Origin of the sequence: Maricaulis sp. D1M11, assembly GCF_047308265.1 — a bacterium.
Classification (GTDB): Bacteria; Pseudomonadota; Alphaproteobacteria; order Caulobacterales; family Maricaulaceae; genus Maricaulis.
The window spans coordinates 653950-671343 of record NZ_JBKQWY010000001.1; the positions used below are offsets into that span (position 1 = coordinate 653950).

Below are 17394 nucleotides of genomic sequence, written 5' to 3' on the forward strand. Positions count from 1 at the left end.
GCGGCCAAATCGCTATGGAGACGCAGGTGCGTAACTCGATTTCCCATACCGCCCTCATTCTGGGTGGATGTTTTTGTCTGACCTCACAGAGCTTTGCCCAAGGGGCGAGCGAGGATGAGGTCATTCTGGTCACGGCCGCCCGGACGCCGCTCCCGGCCGATGACGCAACAGTTTCGGTCAGTGTTCTGGATGAAGCCGCGCTGGAAGACCGGAACCTGGTGTTCGCGGCGGATACCCTGCGTGCTGTACCCGGGCTTGCGGTGTCGCGCTCGGGTGGCCCGGGTGGGCTGACCCAGATTCGCGCCCGGGGCGCGGAAGCCAATCATGTCCTGGTGTTGATTGATGGCATCGAAGCGGCCAGCCCCTTCACCGGCGAGGCGGACTTCGCGCCGTTCGCCCTGGATGATCTGACCCGGATTGAGGTGGCCCGCGGTGAACAATCGGCCCTGTGGGGTGCAGATGCGATTGGCGGTGTGATCAGCTTGACCACTCGTCGGGCCGGTGAAGAGCCCGCATACGGGCTGCGGGTCGAAGGCGGATCGTATGACAGCCGGCGCCTGACGGGCTATGTGGCCAGCGGTGAAGGTCGCGTGTCCGGCTCTTTCTCGGCCGGATTCCTGGAGAGCGATGGTTTTGATGTCTCGGGCACAACAGGTGAAGCCGATGGCTATCGCAATCAGACACTCGCCGGATCGGGACGGGTGGATGTAACCGAGGCGATCGGCCTGGAGACCGCAGTTCGGTGGATCACCAGCGAGAACCAGTTTGATTCCGACACTGATTTCGACGGCCGTCTGGATGATGTCGACCGTGAGGGGGAGGCGGACAATCTGTTTGCGCGTGTCGCCGTAATCGCAGAACAGTCATTGGGCCGTGTTTCTCTCAATCACGAATGGGCGGCCCAGCTGACCGATACGGATAGTGAAACGCGCGCGGATGGCGCATTCACCGGTCGCAATGACGGCCAGCGTGGCCAATTGCATTATCTGGTGACCGGGCAATGGGACCAGGGCGAAACCCGCCATAGATTGACCGGCCTCATCGAGACCGCGACCGATGAGACTGAAGCCTTTGCCGGTGAGGACGCGGGGCAGAACCAGTCCAATTCGGTCGACACCTGGGCTGTGGCACTGGATTACGGTATGGCACACGGACCGTGGGATCTGACCCTGTCAGCGCGTCATGAGGACAATGAACTGTTCGAGGATGCCGTGACGTGGCGTGCCGGCGCCGCCCTGGCCGTTGATGCGGTCAACGGGCGTGTCCGGGTCAGCGCCGGTGAGGGTGTGAAAAACCCCGGCGTGTTCGAATTGTTCGGCTTTTTTCCGGACTTCTTTGTCGGCAATCCCGATCTCAAGCCGGAAAGCTCGACCGGTTGGGAGATTGGTTGGGAACAAACCCTCCTGGACGGCGCGGCATCCTGGTCGGCTACCTGGTTCGAGTCTGAGCTGGAAGACGAGATCTTCACGGATTTTGGTGTGTTCCCGGCCACGGCGCGTAATGCTGACGGGACAAGCGAGCGTCAGGGGCTGGAGCTGGAAGGCGCCTATGCGATCAACACCCAGGTGTCGATCAGCGGTCAGCTGACCTGGCTCGACTCGGAAGAAAATGGAGTGGCCGAAATCCGTCGACCGGAGTTTCTGGGCAGCGCCACCCTGGCTTGGCGTCCCGATGATCTGCCGGTGCGCGCGGCCCTGACGATCGACCATACTGGCGATCAGATCGACACGGATTTTGGCACGTTCCAGCCCGTGACCCTGGACGCCTATACCCTTGTGGGCGGAACGCTGGCCTATGCCGTTCGGCCGGGTGCAGAGCTCTATGTTCGCGGTGAGAACCTGCTTGATGAGGACTATCAGGATGTCTTTGGCTATGAGAGCGCAGGTCGCGGCCTTTATGTGGGCCTGCGTCTGCGTCGCTCCTGATCACGCAGAGGCACAAGCCGGTGCGGCACCACAGCGCGTGGTGTCGGCCGGACTGTGTGCCGATGCCTATCTGGCGGCCTTTGGCGAAAGCGACACGGTGATTGCCGCGTCCTGGCAGGTGCACCAGCCGGTTTCGGCGGCACCTGACTGGATGCGCGAGCGCCCGCTTGCCTGGGTCGATGCGGAGCGGCTTTTGCGCCTGAATCCGGACCTTGTGGTATTTGCGGCGGGGGAGGGCGGTCGTACGGCCGATCTCCTCTCTCGACATGGCATCGGCGTGTTCGAGCTTGGGTGGGCCAGTGACTTTGTCGGGATCGAGGAGAATTTGCGTGAACTGGGCCAGGTTCTCGGGCGTGAGGCTGAGGCGAGCCGCGAGATAGCTGAGCTCTCTGCCCGACTGGATGATCTGGCTCGTCGTGCGGATGTCAGAGGGCGTCAACCAGAGATCCTCTATCTCAGCGCCTCGGGCGGATCGGCCGGTACCGGCACCTTTGTCGATGCGGCGCTGAGAGCGACTGGGGCGATCAATGCCGTCGATGCAACCGGCTGGACTCGGTCCGATCCGGAACACGCACTCGGCCTGTCAGCGGATATCGTGGTGACGAGTTTTTTCCGGGATGGTTTTGGCGGTCGCATGAACCGGGCGCGACATCATTCCGCCTATGCGCATTTGCTGGCGGCTGAGCCGCGGATTGATATCCCGAGTGGTGACTGGCCGTGTGCCAGCCCGAATCTGATACACGCGGCAGAACGCATAGCAGATGCCGCCGACCGATGGGCTCGTGACGCCCGGGAGGAGAATTGATGTCCAGACTCAAACTCTGGTCGTTACTTGCGGGCCTTTTCACAGTCAGTGCCCTGGTATCGCTTCTGGCCGGACCGCAGGGCGTTTCGATCTCAGGCCTGCTAGATGTTCTGGCCGGACGCGACAGCCTGGACGCTGACATTCTTGTCCAGCTTCGGCTGCCACGCCTGATGCTCGGGGCGCTGGTCGGCGCCGGGCTGGGGATGAGCGGTGCCATGTTGCAGGGGTATTTCCGCAACCCTCTGGCCGATCCGGGTGTGATTGGCGTGTCGGCGTGCGGCGGGCTGGGCGCGGTGCTGGCCCTCTATTTCGGTGTGTCGGGCGTTGTCGCCATGGCCCTGCCTGTCGCAGCGATCCTAGGTTCGGCCATCGGAGTGGCTCTGGTGCTCTTGCTGGCCGGTCGCTCGGCGCGCGCGACCACCCTGGTTCTGGCCGGTGTGGCGGTGAGTGCCACGGCGTCCGCGCTCACAGCTCTTGTGATGAATCTGGCACCCAATCCCTGGGCTCTGGCGGAGATTGCCTACTGGTTGATGGGATCCCTGATCGATGCCAGCTGGCATGAGGTGTTGTTTGCCTCGCCCTTCATCCTGGCCGGACTCGTCCTGGCCGCTTCAACCGGGCGGACGCTGGATGCCCTTAGCCTAGGCGAAGAAGAGGCTCGTTCGCTGGGGCAGAATGGGGCCTACGCGCGATATGTAACTGTCGGCGCCACCGCCTTGATGGTGGGGGCAGGCGTGGCGGTTGCGGGATCCATCGGATTTGTGGGGCTTGTAATCCCGCATGTCCTGCGCCCGCTGGTGGGGCATCAGCCCTCGCGCCTGCTCTGGCCCTGTGCGCTGGGAGGTGCGATTTTGGTGATGTCGGCAGATCTGGCCGTCCGTTTCCTGTCGGGGCCGGGCATGCCACTTTATCTGGGTGTGTTGACGGCCTTGCTGGGCGCGCCGTTTTTCCTCTGGCTTGTCCGCAAGACGCGGGAGGATTTGGCATGAGTCGTCTGATCTTCGATCGCGTATCGGTGACCTCGCGGCGTGGGCCGCGCCTGGACGGTGTGTCGCTTGCCATGGGAGAGCCGGGTATCACCGCTCTTGCAGGCCCCAATGGTGCCGGGAAATCCACACTTCTGCGTGTCGCCGCTGGATTGCTGACACCGGGCGAGGGCCAGGTCTGGCTGGAGGATGAGGCCCTGTCCGCGGTGTCGGATGCGGATCGTGCCCGACGCATCGCCTTTCTGCCGGCGGACGGACGAGCCGCCTGGCCGCTTTCAGCTTGGGCGATTGTCGAGCTCGGACGTTTGCCTCACCGGACCGCGCGCGCAACACGGGCCGAGGACGCGGCGATTGTGTCCAACGCGTTGCATCGCTGTGGTGTGGCCCATCTGGCCGACCGTCCGGTGACATCACTGTCGTCCGGAGAGCAGGCGCGGGTCTTTCTCGCCCGTACACTGGCCACTCAGGCGCCGCTTCTGATTCTGGATGAACCAACCGCGGCCCTCGATCCCCATCACCAGCTCGCCATCATGGATGTGCTCGCTGAGGAGGCGGCGAACGGTGTGACAGTTGTGATGGCGGCTCATGCGCTGGACCTGGTGGCAGCACGGGCGGATCAGGTCGTGCTGATGAGTGAGGGGCAGGTTGTGGCTGCGGGCACACCGCAGCACTGTTTGACCGAAGATCGCATCCGACAGGTCTTTGGTGTGGTCGCGCCGGGCGGGATACAGCCCACGCCCTGGTCGCTTCCGCCTGCTTGAGGGTCTAGTCCTCGGAAAAGGCAATGATCGGCGCGGGCTTGCGGGCCTGTTCAGCCTCCGTCAGCGCCGCCCTTGCCGCCTCGGCAAAGGCACGCCCCACCGGATCATCCATCAGGGCTGCGGGCTCCCCCGCATCCGAGCGTTTGCGCAGATCGGGGTGAAGCGGGATTTCGCCCAGGAAGGGCAGTCCCAGGGCTTCGGCTTCCGCGCGGGTTCCCCCATGTCCGAAGATATAGGTGCCCTCGCCGCAATTGGGGCAGATGAACATCGCCATATTCTCCACCAGTCCCAGAATGGGCACATGGGTCTGGTTGAACAGCGCCATCGCCTTGCGGGCATCATCAAGGGCCAGGTCCTGGGGTGTTGAGACGATGACGGCGCCATCCACAGGCAGGTCCTGGGCCAGTGCAAGCTGGGCATCACCCGTACCCGGTGGCATGTCGATGAGGATCACATCGGGCTGGCCCCAATCCGTATCCATCATGAACTGGCGAATGGCGCCTTGAACCATCGGACCGCGCCAAACGATCGGTGCGCCTGGTTTTACGACAAAGCCCATGGAGACCAGTTTCACGCCATGCGCCGTCACGGGTTGAACACCGGCATCGGTCTTGCGCAGGCCTTCAACATCTGTTGCACCAAACAGGCGCGGGACCGAAGGGCCATAGACATCCGCATCCATCAGGCCGACTTTCAGGCCCTGACGGGCCAGGGCGACGGCGAGATTGGCGGTGACGGTGGATTTGCCCACGCCGCCCTTGCCCGACGCCACGGCGATGATCAGCCGCGCCGGTTTCGGAGCGGTGTCACGGGGCGTGGGGGCTGGTTTTTGACGGGCCTGTCCGCCGGAATCCTTGTGGGCCGTCATGATGACACGCACGCGTTCGATCCCGTCGATTGACCCCACTGCGGTTTCGATCTCAGGCTGGAGGCGATCAAGGTCCGGTTTGCCAGCGACTGGCGGTGTCAGAACGATCGTCGCCGCATCTCCGGTGATCTGGGCACCATCCACGCGGCCTGCCGAGAGAATGTCACGTCCCGATTGTTGCTCCGTGACCTGGGTCAGGGCGGATTTCAGACGTTGATCCATGCGGGCCTCCATACGTGCCATTCCGTGCGGATCAAAGCGTGATCCAACGGTTTAAACCTTGTCTGACGACATAGTCTGGACGAGCGCGATGCGAAAGGGAGCGGCTGCATCGAGCTGTATGTTAAGGGCGTGGGGTTACAAGGTCCGGAACGAACAGGCGTGAGCGCCCTGGCGGCTGAGTGTAACGCGGATCAAGAAAATTGGATGGTGGGCGATACTGGGATTGAACCAGTGACCCCTTCGATGTCAACGAAGTGCTCTCCCGCTGAGCTAATCGCCCATCCGTGCTGGGAGCGGGGTTCTTAGCCTCCCTTTTTTATCGAGGCAAGCACCCGCTGCGGCGATTTCATGTCGGATCGCAGTTTGTCGAGGTTTTGTGCAGTGCAAGATGGAGGGACTGTAATGTTGTGGTAAGTCGGCAAAATGGTTGCATATCGGGTCTGTGTGCGTTGCGCTAAATTCATATTAAATTACAAGGCATTGTAAGTGAGTTCATGAAACTTCTCGCGATTGCGATGTCACGCCATATGACTATTTTGCAACAGCAAGGTTCAAAAACCTGTTTTTAAGGTGGAGGACGCTTGTCGATACGGTAAGCCAATCTTCATAGTAGGCATGGCAGGGAGCATTCCTGCCTAGTGCACTTTCGTTCGGGGTCGGGATTCGGGCGTGAGTGCATACCAGACAAAAACGGGGTACATCGTGAAAGCACTTATCGAGAAAGAGCGCCTGCTGCGCTCGACCATGCTCGCTGGCTTCGCTGTCGTCGGCCTTGGCATTGCGCCGGCCTACGCGCAGGACGTCCAGCAGGTTCCTCAGCAAGAAGAGCAAGCTGAAACCGAAGATCGCATTGTGATCACCGGTTCGCGGATCGCTCGTTCGGCTACCAATGCACCGACGCCGCTGATCCAGCTCTCCGCCGACGACATTGTCATGTCCGGTGAGCCGAACGTGGTTGACTTCCTCGCTGACGTTCCGGCGCTGCAAGGCTCGGTCGTTCCGGAAGACACCACCGGTTCCAACCTGAACGACGGTGGCCTGTCACTCCTCAACCTGCGTCAACTCGGTTCCAACCGTACGCTGACACTGGTCGACGGTCGTCGCCACGTCGGTTCCAGCCCGGGCTCCCTGGCTGTTGACGTCGACACCATTCCGTCGCTGCTGATCGAAAGCGTTGAAGTCATCACCGGTGGTCAGTCCGCTGTTTATGGTGCTGATGCTGTCTCCGGTGTGGTCAACTTCATCCTACGTGATGATTTTGAAGGCATCGAAGTCGACGCCACACTGTCGCAGATCAACCAGGACGGTCAGACCAACACACGTCTGTCGGCCATCTGGGGTGAGAACCTCATGGATGATCGCCTGAACGTCTACGTGTTCGGTGAGTATCAGGACACGGAAGAAGTTCTCGATTTCGATATTGACTGGCGTCGCGCGTCTCCGGGCCTGATCGGCAATGACAGCGACACGGCCGCAAATCCGTCCGATGGCGATTTTGACAGCATCCTGACCTATGGTCGTCGTGATGCCTTCTTCGCTCGCGGTGGTCTGCTGGTTCTTGCAGGTGGTGCTCCGGGTAGCGCCACGAATGATCCGGATTCTCCGTTCTCCAACTGTACGGTTCCGTTTGGTTTCATTCCGTCCGCATGTCGTCCGGTTCGTGCCGACACGGGCAATGTCTATGCGTTCAACGCTGACGGCACGCCGCGGCCCTACGACTTTGGCACACTGCAGGACGGCAATGGCCTGTCCCGTCGTATCAGCGTGGGTGGTGACGGCCTGAACTCCGGTACGGAATTCGGTCAGGGTTCGCGTATTCCGCGTTCCGAGGCAACCCGCTTCCAGGCCGGCCTGAACTTTGAGCTGAACTCCTACATCAACGTCTTTGCCGAAGCGAAACACGTTGAAGAAGAAACCTTCGACACCGGCCAGCCGACCTTCTGGCAGCTGACCCTGTGGGATGTCGGTTCCTTCTACACGGGTAACTCCTTCTACCTGGACTACACCGATAACGCCTATGCCCTGCAAAGCGGCCTGGCCGATCTGATCAATAACCACGAGCGTACCATCTACGGCGCACCGACGGCCACGTCGCCAAGTCAGCCGATCGGTACTGTTGCTGATCGTCGTGCCTATCTGGGCATGTTCGGTCCGTCTCGCTCGCAGCTCAATAATCGTGACCTGAACCGGTTCGTGATTGGCGCTGACGGTGTGGCACCGGACTTCGGCTTCCTGCACGACATCTCGTGGGAAGTCAGCTACACCTATGGTGAGATGAGCAACTCCAACCTGGAAACGGGTGTGGACATCACGCGCTTCCAGTATGCAGCGGACGCTGTTCTGGACGGCAGTGGCAATGTCGTTTGTCGCATCACGCGTGACACGGCTCCGGGTGATCTGCCGGACGACGCGTTTGCCCGTGCTGCGATCGAAGATTGTACGCCTATCAATATCTTCGGTACCGACTTCCGCGCTGATGCGAACCATCCGGAAGCAACAGGCGGTGGCGGCCGCACAGGTCTGACCGCAGAACAGGAAGAATACCTCCTGGCTTCGATCGAAGTGACCGACGAAAATCACCAGCGGAATTTCCTGGCCTTCGGTTCTGCCGAAACCTGGGATTTCTGGGGCGCAGGCGCCATCGGTGTGGCTCTGGGTTATGAATATCGTCGTGAAGAAACTCAGGGCACGGGTCGTGACCGCGATACTGCGGGTCGTAACCTCTTCCTGAACACGGGTCCGGACTTCCCGCAGGCATCGTACGAAACCAACGAAGTCTTCACCGAAGTTCGCGTGCCGCTGCTGGACAACCAGCTGTGGATGGATAGCGCTGAGATCTCCGGTGCCTACCGTTGGTCTGACTACACCACTGTGGGTGAAGTCGACACGCTCAGCCTGCAGGCCTCTCTGCGTCCGACGGAAGATATCTTCTTCCGCGCGACCTATGGTGAAGCGACTCGGATCCCGAACCTGGGCGAAAACTTCCGTCCGGCGGTCCAAACCTTTGGTAACGGTCTGAACGATCCGTGTGATGCTGCGTTCATCCGCGGCCTGTCCGACGCCGCTGATCGTGCCGCTCTGCGTGCCAACTGTGTCGCAACGCTGCCGACGGGTTATGACCCGGGTACCGATACCGTCGGTACGGGTACGGAAATCGACTACACCTCCGGTATCCCGGGCTTTAACCAGGGTAACCCGAACCTGGAACCGGAAGAGTCGACCTCCTATACCTTCGGTGTGGCTGTGACGCCGCGCTGGCTGCCGGCCTTCACCTTCACGGCTGACTATTTCGACATCGAAATCGACAACGTCATCGCGTCGGTGTCGATCCAGCAGGCTCTGAACCAGTGTGTGGGTCTGGCAAGCGGTAATGTTGGTTCTGTGAACCCGGGCGCATGTTCGACCTTCGAGCGTACGGCTGTGCCGGTGATCTCGCAGCAGCCGGCTTATGGTATCCACACCTTCATTCAGGGTTCCCTGAACTATGCTGGTCTGGAAACCCGCGGTATCGATTTCACCTCCACCTACGGATTTGAAACCGATCGTCTCGGCGATTTCGACTGGACACTGCGTGGCACCTATCTCATCGAGAACAACTCCTTCACCAACATCGCTGTGCCGGGTGAAGAGACTGCGAACGATAGTTCCACGGGTGAAGCTCACGTGCGCTTCCTGTCCACCGTTTCGTGGCAGCCGCGTGAAGACCTGATCCTCGCGTGGGATTGGGACTGGCAGTCCTCGCAAGAGATCATCGACGAAGACGACTGGCGTCAAAACCCGGATGGCCGTGAATTCAAATACACGACCACCGGCGACTTCAGCCAGCACGACTTCACGGTTCGCTATCTGCCGACCGATGATCTCACCCTGCGTGCGGGTGTTGTGAACGCCTTTGATGCCGAGCCGGCTCCGTGGCTGGGTACGACGACCGCTGACAACTTCGACTTCTGGGGTCGTCGCTTCTTCGTTGGCGTGAATATCCGCCACTAAGATATCGGTCTTCCGATTTAGGGATGGGCCCGCTCGTTGAGCGGGCCCATTTCTTTTGGGCCGAGGGATGGAACAAGGGTCACCCCGACGCGGTGACATCGTATGGCGTGCACCGACCGAAGACGGGTGGTGTCAAACTTTCCAGGACAAGGTGGAGCATGCTCCATGAAAAACGCGCCCGCTGAGCCAGCGAGCGCGTACCTGAGAGTACCGAATGTCTTGCAGACTAGGCCGCCATGACCTTGGCGACTTCATCCACCAGTTCGCGCAGATGGAAGGGTTTGGACAACACCTTCGCATTGGTGGGTGCGCCGGACCCGGGGTTCAGGGCGACCGCGGCAAAGCCTGTAATGAACATGATCTTGAGGGCCGGATCGACTTCAGCGGCGCGTCGCGCTAGCTCGATACCATCCACACCCGGCATGACAATATCGGTCAGCAACAGGTCATAACGCGCGGGTTCCTCTCCGACAGCGTCCAGACCCTCTTCACCATCCGAGCAGACTGTGACGTCATGTCCAGCACGTTTCAGCGCCTTGGCGAGGAAATCGCGCATCGAATCATCGTCTTCGGCCAGGAGAATTTTTGCCATGTTTTCGTTCCACCTCAATCGAACTCATTTGGCACCGGTATAACAGGCCAAGGTAAAAGCGGACTGAACAGGCCTGTTGCCTTGACCGGGTGAGTGCAGCTGATCACTGTCAAAACATGACCTCTTCTCAGAATAAGCCAATCTCAGCCGGGTCCCAAGACAATTCGGCCACTGCTCCGTGTGAGGCGGGGGGGCGGCATGGCTCGGCCTATCGGATCGCCGATGTGGTCGAAGTGCATCCGGCGCGCTGTGATGAGGTGCCGGTGCTGCTGAGTTCACCACATTCCGGCAGACACTACGAGCCGGAGCTGTGTGACCAGACCATGCAGCCGCACTTGCTCCTTCGGCGTTCAGAAGACGCCTATGTGGATCAGCTTATCGAAACGGCTCCCGACTGGGGCGCGATGACCGTGTCCGCGCTGTTCCCGCGGGTGTTTGTGGATGTAAACCGGGCGCGGTGGGAGCTTGATCCGGACATGTTCCGGGAACGTCTGCCCGATTATGTAGATACACAAAGTCCACGCGCCCTGTCCGGTCTGGGTGTGGTGCCGCGTATCGCCGCTGATGGTCGGCCGCTTTACCGTTCCCGTCTTCGCTTTTCGGAGGTCGAACGGCGGATCGCCCAATACTATACGCCCTATCACGACACGCTGACGCAAGAATTGGAGCGTCTCAAGAACCGGTTCGGTTTCGTGATCCTGCTCGATGTACACTCCATGCCGTCGCGGTCGGCCAGGGGGCTGGATTTCGTGCTCGGGGATCGACACGGGCAATCCTGTTCGCCAGAGCTTGTTTCGGCCTGTGAAACCCTGCTGCGAGCGCGCGAGTTCGTTACAGTTCGGAACACTCCCTATGCCGGTGGACACACCACCGAGGCCTATGGTCGTCCCGACCAGGGCGTCCATGTCTTGCAGCTGGAGATAAACCGGGGGCTGTATCTGGACGAAAACCAGGTCGTAATGCGTTCGGTCGCAACTCGATTCTGCGATGAATTCCCTAATTTCATCAAAGACTTTTGCCAATTTGATTGGACTCAACACCTGTCGTCATATTAATGCCCTTATCCAGCGAAGACTGGATGATGCCTTCGCCCGGCACGCGCTTTGCTCCCTTCAAGGGTGTGCGTCTCAAAGCGGCGCACTTTGAAACGCGAAAATTGGCGGCGAGTAGTTATGACGAATGAAATTGATCTTCATGTGGGCAAGCGGCTCCGCCGTCGGCGGCGTTTGCTGGGCCTGACCCAACAGCAACTGGCGGAATCGGTCGGTATCCGTTTCCAGCAGATCCAGAAATATGAGTGTGGCGCCAATCGTGTCAGCGCCAGCCGGCTCTTTGAGCTGGCCGAGTCGCTCGACGTGCCGGTTCAGTATTTTTACGAAGGCCTGTCGCGACGCGATACGGACAATGTGGATGAGGAAGGCGCGCTGGCGGCGGATATTCTGTCCCAGAAGGAAACCGTCGATCTGATCCGGGCCTATTACCGATTGGGTGAGCGCCCGCGTAAACGCCTGCTCGAACTGGCCAAATCCCTTCAGCCGGAAGAACCGGCCAATGATGCGGCCTGATAGTTTCGGTCGGGGGACCGCTGAGACCTGACAGCCTCCCGGCTGCAGGTCTTGATAAACGCGTCTGGCACGACCGCCGTGGTCATGCTAGGCGCGTTGTCATGTCTGGCTATGCTCTCAACGACGATCTCATCCTGGCGCACCGATTGGCCGATGCGGCCCGGACCGCCATCCAACCTTTCTTTCGCAATGGTCTCGATGTCACCAATAAGCTGAGTGACGGTTTCGATCCGGTCACCCAGGCCGACAGGGCCAGCGAAACGGTGATGCGACAGATCCTGGAAGAGGAACGGCCCGATGATGGGGTGATCGGCGAAGAGTTTGCGTCGCGCCCCTCCCGGAATGGGCGCAACTGGGTCCTTGATCCCATTGACGGCACGCGGGCCTTTATCACCGGCCTGCCCAGCTGGATGGTTCTGATTGCCCTGTCTGTCGATCACGAGCCCGTTTTGGGTGTGGCCGACCAGCCCTTCACGCGAGAGCGCTTCAGTGGGTCCAGCCTGGGCGGGCTGTGGCGGCGCGATGCCGATCAAAGCGTGTTGCGCAGCCGCAAGACGACCCAGCTGGACATGGCCTATATCTCTACAACTGATCCCGGGCTTTTCGAGGGTGCAGAGATTTCGGCGTTCGAACGGGTTCGGGCACACTGTCGTCTGTGCCGCTACGGTCTGGACGCCTACGCCTATTCCATGCTCGCTCTGGGCGGTCTGGATGCTGTGATTGAAAGCGGGTTGAAACCGTTTGATATCCAGGCCCTGATCCCCATTGTTCGCGCGTCGGGCGGGGTGATCACGGACTGGCGCGGTGGCTCCGCCGCAGACGGTGGCCAGGTGGTTGCGGCTGCGAGCGCGGCCTTGCACGCTGAGATCCTGGAACATCTCGCCGATGCGGCCGTCTGACGAGGTACGACAGTCAATGAGACACAAAAAAGCCGACCGAAGGGAACGGTCGGCTTTCATGCGGTGACTACGCGAGTTTATTCGGCGTCAGCCTCAGCCTCAGGGGTCTCGACGGGCTTGCGGAACAACAGCGTCATGCGGTCGCTTTCGCCGATGGCATCATAGGCCTCACGATCAAAATCCTCAGCCGGCTCTTCGCCGCGATTGGCGGAGACACGGACCGGCGGAAGGGTCCAGACGCCAAACGGGTGGTCGGCCGTGTCAGCGGGATTGGCATTGATCTCGGACGCGCTGACCAGCTCAAACCCGGCATCTTCGGCCATTGAGATGACATAGGCCTGGTGGACATAACCGGATCCGGCGCGCGGATCCTGTTCACGGGTTTCCGGCAGACGGTGTTCGACAACACCCAGAACGCCGCCCGGCTTCAGTGCGGTGTAGAAATCCGCGAAGGCCTTGTCGGCCCAGCCGCCCATCATCCAGTTATGCACATTGCGGAAAGAGAGGACGGCATCGGCAGTGCCCGCCTCGACCAGTTCACCGGTGGTCTCACCGAATTCAGCCATCACGATCTCGCCATACAGCGCCGTGTCCGCCCGGTTCTCGATGAAGCGCGTGCGCGAATTGCGACGATATTCGCTTTCGGTATCAGCCTCGAAGTGGGCTGCGATATAAGTGCCGCCATTGGCTGCCGTCCACGGTGCGAGGACATCGGCATACCAGCCGCCGCCCGGCCAGATCTCGATCACGGTGGAGGCCGGGTCGACCTCAAAGAAGGCCAGGGTTTCAGCCGGATTGCGCCAATTGTCCCGGGTCGCGGCTTCGGTGCGCCAGTCTCCTGCCAGAACGGTCGCGATCTCAGCATTGGAGGCAGTCGTCTCGGTTTCGGCCGGAGCCTCCATCGTGTCCGTGGACGTATCGACGGATGTTTCCGCGGCAGGCTCGTCTGAGGCCGGAGCCTCGGTTTCAGTAGCCGGTGAGCAGGCAACAGCCAGCCCCGTAGCGGCCAGGATGGCCAAGCGTGACGTCAGCATTTCGAACTCTCCCCATGAGGTTTGGTCAACAGTCCTAGCCAAGGTTGAGGCGGGTTTCAATCATTCCCCTTGCACCGGAGGCAATCGCTCCCCATCTGATCGGTACGGGTCGCCGAACGGGGCCCGAGGGTCTGGCCGGGACGATATGTACGGGCAGAGCCGAACCGTCGCGCGACCCACTCGGGTCGGCACCATTCAAAACGCTATCGCTTCGAAAGGATAGACAGAATGAGAACCGTAGATTTCACCCCCCTGTATCGCTCGATTGTGGGATTCGACCGTCTCGCCGACATGATGGACAGCGCCTCTAAGGCCGAGTCCCAAGGTTATCCCCCCTACAATATTCAACATGTCGATGAAGACGCTTACCTGATCGAGCTGGCCGTGGCCGGTTTTGGCGAGGATGATCTGACTGTCGAGGTCCAGCAGAACGTGCTGACGATCTCCGGACGGATCGCGCCACGTGATGAGGCTGAGGCCCGCCGCTATCTCCATCGCGGAATTGCCGAGCGTGCGTTCGAGCGGCGCTTCCATTTGGCAGATCATGTGGAAGTCACCGCAGCCGATCTTCGCAATGGTCTCCTGCGTGTGTCCCTGGTCCGTGAACTGCCCGAGGCTGTGAAGCCCAAACGCATTCACATCGGAACCGATGGCGAAACGCCGACCGCAAAGCTCATCAAGGGCGGAAAAACCGAAGCAGCCTGACCCGACCCGGGCTGTTTAGACTGACCCCCGATTTGTCTCCTCTGGGAAGGGTGGTGCCATTGGCGCCACCCTTTTCATTTGGAACGACTTTAGTGAATGGTTTGGAGGATCCGGACGACGCCATCAGGCCGCGTCGAAATCCACAACGCCGTCCGTGGCCGCGGCCTCGTCCCGGAAATCGGAATCCGTGGACGTTCCCGAGAAACAGGATCCGGAGAACAGGGCCTTGCGCACCTTGGCTCCTTCCAGACGGGCGTAAGACAGGTCCGCGCCTGTGACCTTGGCCTGTCGCAGATCAGCACCGCGCAGGTCCGCATAGCGGGCCTTGCAGCCTGCCAGCGAGGCCGGCAGAACCCGGTTCTGGTCCAGAAGCAGGGGGCCGAACTGGCAATCGCGCAGGTCGGCATTGTTCAGATTGGCACCGGTCAGGTCTGCACCCCGTAGATCAGCGCCTCGCAGACACACCATGCGCAGATCGGCGCGTTCCAGACGCGCGCCTTGCAATTGCGCGCCTTCCATGTCGAGGCCGTACAGCGTGGCACCGCGCGCGTGGAAGGCCGTCAGGGTTTTACCTGCCAGGGAATTCAAGGAGCGCAGGTCCGTGCCGTCAAAAATCGATGGCTTACCCTCGCGTCCATCGGTTTCGCACCACAAGACATGCTTGCGGATCTGGTCCTGGACAGGTGTTTCAAGTTCGTCCGGTGTCTTGCCCACGGGATCGCTGGTCAGCGCGCCTTCTGTGTTCAGCCCCTGGGTCTTGGCTTGCAGGAGTTTTGTCCCGACCAGCACAGCATCGCTCATATCCGCATCGGTGAGGTCCGACCCTGACAAATCGGCCCCTTCCAGATTGGCGCCCTGAAAGCTCGCTGCACGAAGATTGGCGCGGATCATACGGGCGCCGAGCAGCATGGCATCGGTGAAATCCGCGGACTGGGCCGCGGCGCCGGCCATTTTGGACCGAGAGAGATTGGCCCCGGTGAAATTGGCCTGTCCGGCATCATGGGCCTGGGTGGCGTGTTTGAGAACGGTGAGACCCTTCTCCTTGTCGACCTGGGCAATGGCGCCTTCACGCATATCCGCTTCGGTGAGGTCGCAGCCGGTGAGATTGGCGCCTCGCATAATGCTTCCACGCAGATCAGCCCGGCGCAGCGAGGCGCCCTCCAGATTGGCGCGGCGCAGATCGGCAGCAAATAAGATTGAGCTGTTGAGCGTGGCTCCGGAGAGATTGGCACCGCGCAGGACAGCGCCGGAAAAATCCGCGTCCGACAAGTCCCGCCCCGCCAGGCTCAGACCTTCGAGGATGGTATAGGCAAAACAGGCGCGCGCACCGCCGCTGCGACCCGACCACAGGCGCTCATGGCGTTCACACATGGTGTCCACCTGAGACTGGGTCAGTGTCACATATTCGATTTTGCGCATTGTCATCGCGAGTGAGTATCCGGTCGAGCCTAGATCAGCCGAGCAAATATAGCGCGCGACGGTTAACGCGATCTGTACGCAAGTGCCTGATTTTCTATGGGCGCTGTAGTTTCAACAGTGCGTCAAGGCGCGAATGGTCATGAGGCACTGCCAGACGGTTGATCCCGAGTTCTCCGAAATGTTCCAAGATCACTTCAGCCGGGCGTTGGTCATCAAGCGGCAGAACCGCCTCGGGCGCGCGCATCCGACCGGCCTGTCCGACCAGCGGGTGGCCGGTTTGCAGGCGATGGAAAAAGCCGGCATTGGACGCGATGGCATCGGCTGTTCTGACCTGTTCGACGATCTCGACACCTCCGGCCTGCAGACGCGCTATGCCTGCGCCATTGGTGCCAGCGTGAGGATCCCGGCAGCCGATCACAACACGGACAATGCCTGCCTCCAGCAGGGCTTCGCTGCACGGAGAAGTCACCCCATGATGATTACATGGCTCAAGCGTGACATAGGCGGTCGCTCCGCGGGCGGCCTCACCGGCCCGGGCCAGGGCGACACGTTCGGCATGGGGGCGCCCGCCAGGCCGGGTCGCGCCGCATGCGAGGACCTTGCCGGCCTTTACCAGAACACATCCGACAGATGGGTTGGGAGCCGTATGGCCAAGCTGCGACCGGGCCCAGGCCAGTGCCAGGTCCATGTAGAGGAGATCGGTCTTGTGGGTCGCGTCCGTCAAGCGGCTGCCTGTTTCACCGCAGGCAGAGGTTGGGCCCGGTCCGCATCGAGATAACGTGCGCTGACCGGAACCAGCGTATCGTCGGTCAGCTCCACAAGAAGCGGATTGCCGGTTGGAATCTCGACACCGATAATATCGGTGTCATTGACCTCGAAGAGGAGTTTGACGAGCGCGCGGAGCGAATTGCCGTGGGCGGCGATCAATACGTTCTGGCCGTCTGCCAAAGCCGGGCGGATCTCAGCTTCCCAATAGGGCTGGACCCGGTCCAGAGTCGATTTGAGGCTTTCCGCGCCGGGCAGGTCCTGTGCCGGAATATCAGCATAGCGGCTGTCCTGGCTGGGATGATATTCGTGATCAGCATCGAGCAGCGGCGGCGGGATGTCGAACGAGCGCCGCCAGATCTTCACCTGGTCAGCCCCGTGTTTCTCGGTGGTTTCAGCCTTGTTCAAACCGGTCAGGCCGCCATAGTGGCGCTCGTTCAGGCGCCAGCTCTTGGTGACGGGTACCCAGAGGCGATCGAGACCTTCCAGCGTGAAATTTAGGGTGCGGATGGCCCGTTTAAGCACGGAGACAAAGGCCAGGTCCGGTTTGAAATCGGTGTCGCTGAGCAGCTCGCCGGCCCGCCGGGCTTCGGCAACCCCGTCCTCCGTCAGGTCCACATCGACCCAGCCGGTGAAACGGTTCTGGCGGTTCCATTCACTCTGACCGTGGCGAATGAGGACGAGTTGCGGCATGTCAGGCTCCCGATTTCTGCGGTGTCATCCTGTGAGATGAGGGCCGACCGATAGCCCGGCCTCCGGGTTGCGGCAAGCCGGGAAGTGATCGAATATGCGTGTCACACCAATAAAAATGGCAGGTTAGCGCTCTCATTCAAGGGGTGGCTGAGGCTTTTCATTTGG

General features: G+C 60.8%; 15 protein-coding genes and 1 tRNA gene. 9 read left to right on the top strand and 7 right to left on the bottom strand.

The annotated features are described in order from the left end of the window. Positions 1 to 26: 26 nt before the first annotated feature. Genes RMQ97_RS03145 through RMQ97_RS03160 form a run of 4 tightly spaced genes read left to right on the top strand, consistent with a single transcriptional unit; the run spans position 27 to position 4477 of the window. On the top strand, positions 27 to 1925 hold the full coding sequence (locus RMQ97_RS03145) for a TonB-dependent receptor plug domain-containing protein (protein WP_413659376.1): 1899 nt from the start codon (positions 27 to 29) through the stop codon (positions 1923 to 1925). After that, entirely contained in the window at positions 1873 to 2730 is an 858-nt protein-coding gene (locus RMQ97_RS03150) for an ABC transporter substrate-binding protein (protein WP_413659377.1), read from the top strand. Before RMQ97_RS03145 ends, RMQ97_RS03150 begins: the two co-directional genes overlap by 53 nt. Next, a complete protein-coding gene (locus RMQ97_RS03155; protein WP_413659378.1) occupies positions 2727 to 3719 on the top strand; it encodes a FecCD family ABC transporter permease in 993 nt (330 codons plus the stop codon). Before RMQ97_RS03150 ends, RMQ97_RS03155 begins: the two co-directional genes overlap by 4 nt. Further along, positions 3716 to 4477 carry an ABC transporter ATP-binding protein gene (locus RMQ97_RS03160; RefSeq protein WP_413659379.1) on the top strand — a complete coding sequence of 254 codons (762 nt, stop codon included), beginning with the start codon at positions 3716 to 3718 and terminating at the stop codon, positions 4475 to 4477. Before RMQ97_RS03155 ends, RMQ97_RS03160 begins: the two co-directional genes overlap by 4 nt. A 4-nt stretch (positions 4478 to 4481) precedes the next feature. Here the strand turns inward: RMQ97_RS03160 and RMQ97_RS03165 are convergent, their stop codons facing one another. Next, complete coding sequence (locus tag RMQ97_RS03165) at positions 4482 to 5567, bottom strand: P-loop NTPase (protein WP_413659380.1); 1086 nt, start codon at positions 5565 to 5567, stop codon at positions 4482 to 4484. Between the two features lie 205 nt (positions 5568 to 5772). Beyond that, positions 5773 to 5847: transfer RNA gene (locus tag RMQ97_RS03170), tRNA-Val, on the bottom strand. A 422-nt stretch (positions 5848 to 6269) separates the two neighbouring features. Between RMQ97_RS03170 and RMQ97_RS03175 the strand changes: the two genes are divergently transcribed. Then, the gene (locus RMQ97_RS03175; RefSeq protein WP_413659381.1) at positions 6270 to 9557 is read left to right on the top strand and encodes a TonB-dependent receptor domain-containing protein; all 3288 of its coding nucleotides are present in this window, start codon (positions 6270 to 6272) and stop codon (positions 9555 to 9557) included. A 226-nt stretch (positions 9558 to 9783) separates the two neighbouring features. On the opposite strand, the gene cpdR is transcribed toward RMQ97_RS03175, so the two are convergent. Then, positions 9784 to 10149 carry a cell cycle two-component system response regulator CpdR gene (gene cpdR, locus RMQ97_RS03180; protein ID WP_413659382.1) on the bottom strand — a complete coding sequence of 122 codons (366 nt, stop codon included), beginning with the start codon at positions 10147 to 10149 and terminating at the stop codon, positions 9784 to 9786. A 116-nt stretch (positions 10150 to 10265) separates the two neighbouring features. On the opposite strand from cpdR, the gene RMQ97_RS03185 reads away from it, so the two are divergent. The 3 genes from RMQ97_RS03185 (at position 10266) to hisN (ending at position 12613) form a co-directional block, all read left to right on the top strand. Then, a complete protein-coding gene (locus RMQ97_RS03185) occupies positions 10266 to 11204 on the top strand; it encodes an N-formylglutamate amidohydrolase (RefSeq protein WP_413659383.1) in 939 nt (312 codons plus the stop codon). A 117-nt stretch (positions 11205 to 11321) separates the two neighbouring features. After that, the gene (locus RMQ97_RS03190) at positions 11322 to 11714 is read left to right on the top strand and encodes a helix-turn-helix domain-containing protein (RefSeq protein ID WP_413659384.1); all 393 of its coding nucleotides are present in this window, start codon (positions 11322 to 11324) and stop codon (positions 11712 to 11714) included. Positions 11715 to 11815: 101 nt separating this feature from the next. Continuing rightward, positions 11816 to 12613, top strand: a complete 798-nt coding sequence (gene hisN, locus RMQ97_RS03195) for a histidinol-phosphatase (RefSeq protein ID WP_413659385.1) — start codon at positions 11816 to 11818, stop codon at positions 12611 to 12613. Positions 12614 to 12690: 77 nt separating this feature from the next. Here the strand turns inward: hisN and RMQ97_RS03200 are convergent, their stop codons facing one another. Continuing rightward, complete coding sequence (locus RMQ97_RS03200; protein WP_413659386.1) at positions 12691 to 13647, bottom strand: class I SAM-dependent methyltransferase; 957 nt, start codon at positions 13645 to 13647, stop codon at positions 12691 to 12693. A 228-nt stretch (positions 13648 to 13875) separates the two neighbouring features. On the opposite strand from RMQ97_RS03200, the gene RMQ97_RS03205 reads away from it, so the two are divergent. Next, positions 13876 to 14352: an Hsp20 family protein gene (locus RMQ97_RS03205; RefSeq protein ID WP_413659387.1), complete on the top strand. Its 477-nt coding sequence runs from the start codon at positions 13876 to 13878 to the stop codon at positions 14350 to 14352. A 123-nt stretch (positions 14353 to 14475) separates the two neighbouring features. On the opposite strand, the gene RMQ97_RS03210 is transcribed toward RMQ97_RS03205, so the two are convergent. The 3 genes from RMQ97_RS03210 to gpmA form a co-directional block, all read right to left on the bottom strand. After that, positions 14476 to 15777, bottom strand: coding sequence for a pentapeptide repeat-containing protein (locus RMQ97_RS03210; protein WP_413659388.1), 1302 nt, complete (start codon positions 15775 to 15777; stop codon positions 14476 to 14478). Between the two features lie 88 nt (positions 15778 to 15865). Beyond that, on the bottom strand, positions 15866 to 16495 hold the full coding sequence (gene ribD, locus RMQ97_RS03215; protein WP_413659389.1) for a bifunctional diaminohydroxyphosphoribosylaminopyrimidine deaminase/5-amino-6-(5-phosphoribosylamino)uracil reductase RibD: 630 nt from the start codon (positions 16493 to 16495) through the stop codon (positions 15866 to 15868). Further along, a complete protein-coding gene (gpmA, locus tag RMQ97_RS03220) occupies positions 16492 to 17229 on the bottom strand; it encodes a 2,3-diphosphoglycerate-dependent phosphoglycerate mutase (RefSeq protein ID WP_413659390.1) in 738 nt (245 codons plus the stop codon). The genes ribD and gpmA overlap by 4 nt, the downstream gene beginning before the upstream one ends. Between the last annotated feature and the right edge of the window lie 165 nt (positions 17230 to 17394).

What these genes read in the sequence shown, in the direction of transcription:
- RMQ97_RS03150 (WP_413659377.1), top strand. Translation starts at nt 1,873, where the DNA reads ATGAGAGCGCAGGTCGCGGCCTTTATGTGGGCCTGCGTCTGCGTCGCT.
- RMQ97_RS03160 (WP_413659379.1), top strand. Translation starts at nt 3,716, where the DNA reads ATGAGTCGTCTGATCTTCGATCGCGTATCGGTGACCTCGCGGCGTGGG.
- RMQ97_RS03165 (WP_413659380.1), bottom strand. Translation starts at nt 5,567, where the DNA reads ATGGATCAACGTCTGAAATCCGCCCTGACCCAGGTCACGGAGCAACAA.
- cpdR (WP_413659382.1), bottom strand. Translation starts at nt 10,149, where the DNA reads ATGGCAAAAATTCTCCTGGCCGAAGACGATGATTCGATGCGCGATTTC.
- RMQ97_RS03185 (WP_413659383.1), top strand. Translation starts at nt 10,266, where the DNA reads ATGACCTCTTCTCAGAATAAGCCAATCTCAGCCGGGTCCCAAGACAAT.
- RMQ97_RS03190 (WP_413659384.1), top strand. Translation starts at nt 11,322, where the DNA reads ATGACGAATGAAATTGATCTTCATGTGGGCAAGCGGCTCCGCCGTCGG.
- hisN (WP_413659385.1), top strand. Translation starts at nt 11,816, where the DNA reads ATGTCTGGCTATGCTCTCAACGACGATCTCATCCTGGCGCACCGATTG.
- RMQ97_RS03200 (WP_413659386.1), bottom strand. Translation starts at nt 13,647, where the DNA reads ATGCTGACGTCACGCTTGGCCATCCTGGCCGCTACGGGGCTGGCTGTT.
- RMQ97_RS03205 (WP_413659387.1), top strand. Translation starts at nt 13,876, where the DNA reads ATGAGAACCGTAGATTTCACCCCCCTGTATCGCTCGATTGTGGGATTC.
- RMQ97_RS03210 (WP_413659388.1), bottom strand. Translation starts at nt 15,777, where the DNA reads ATGACAATGCGCAAAATCGAATATGTGACACTGACCCAGTCTCAGGTG.
- gpmA (WP_413659390.1), bottom strand. Translation starts at nt 17,229, where the DNA reads ATGCCGCAACTCGTCCTCATTCGCCACGGTCAGAGTGAATGGAACCGC.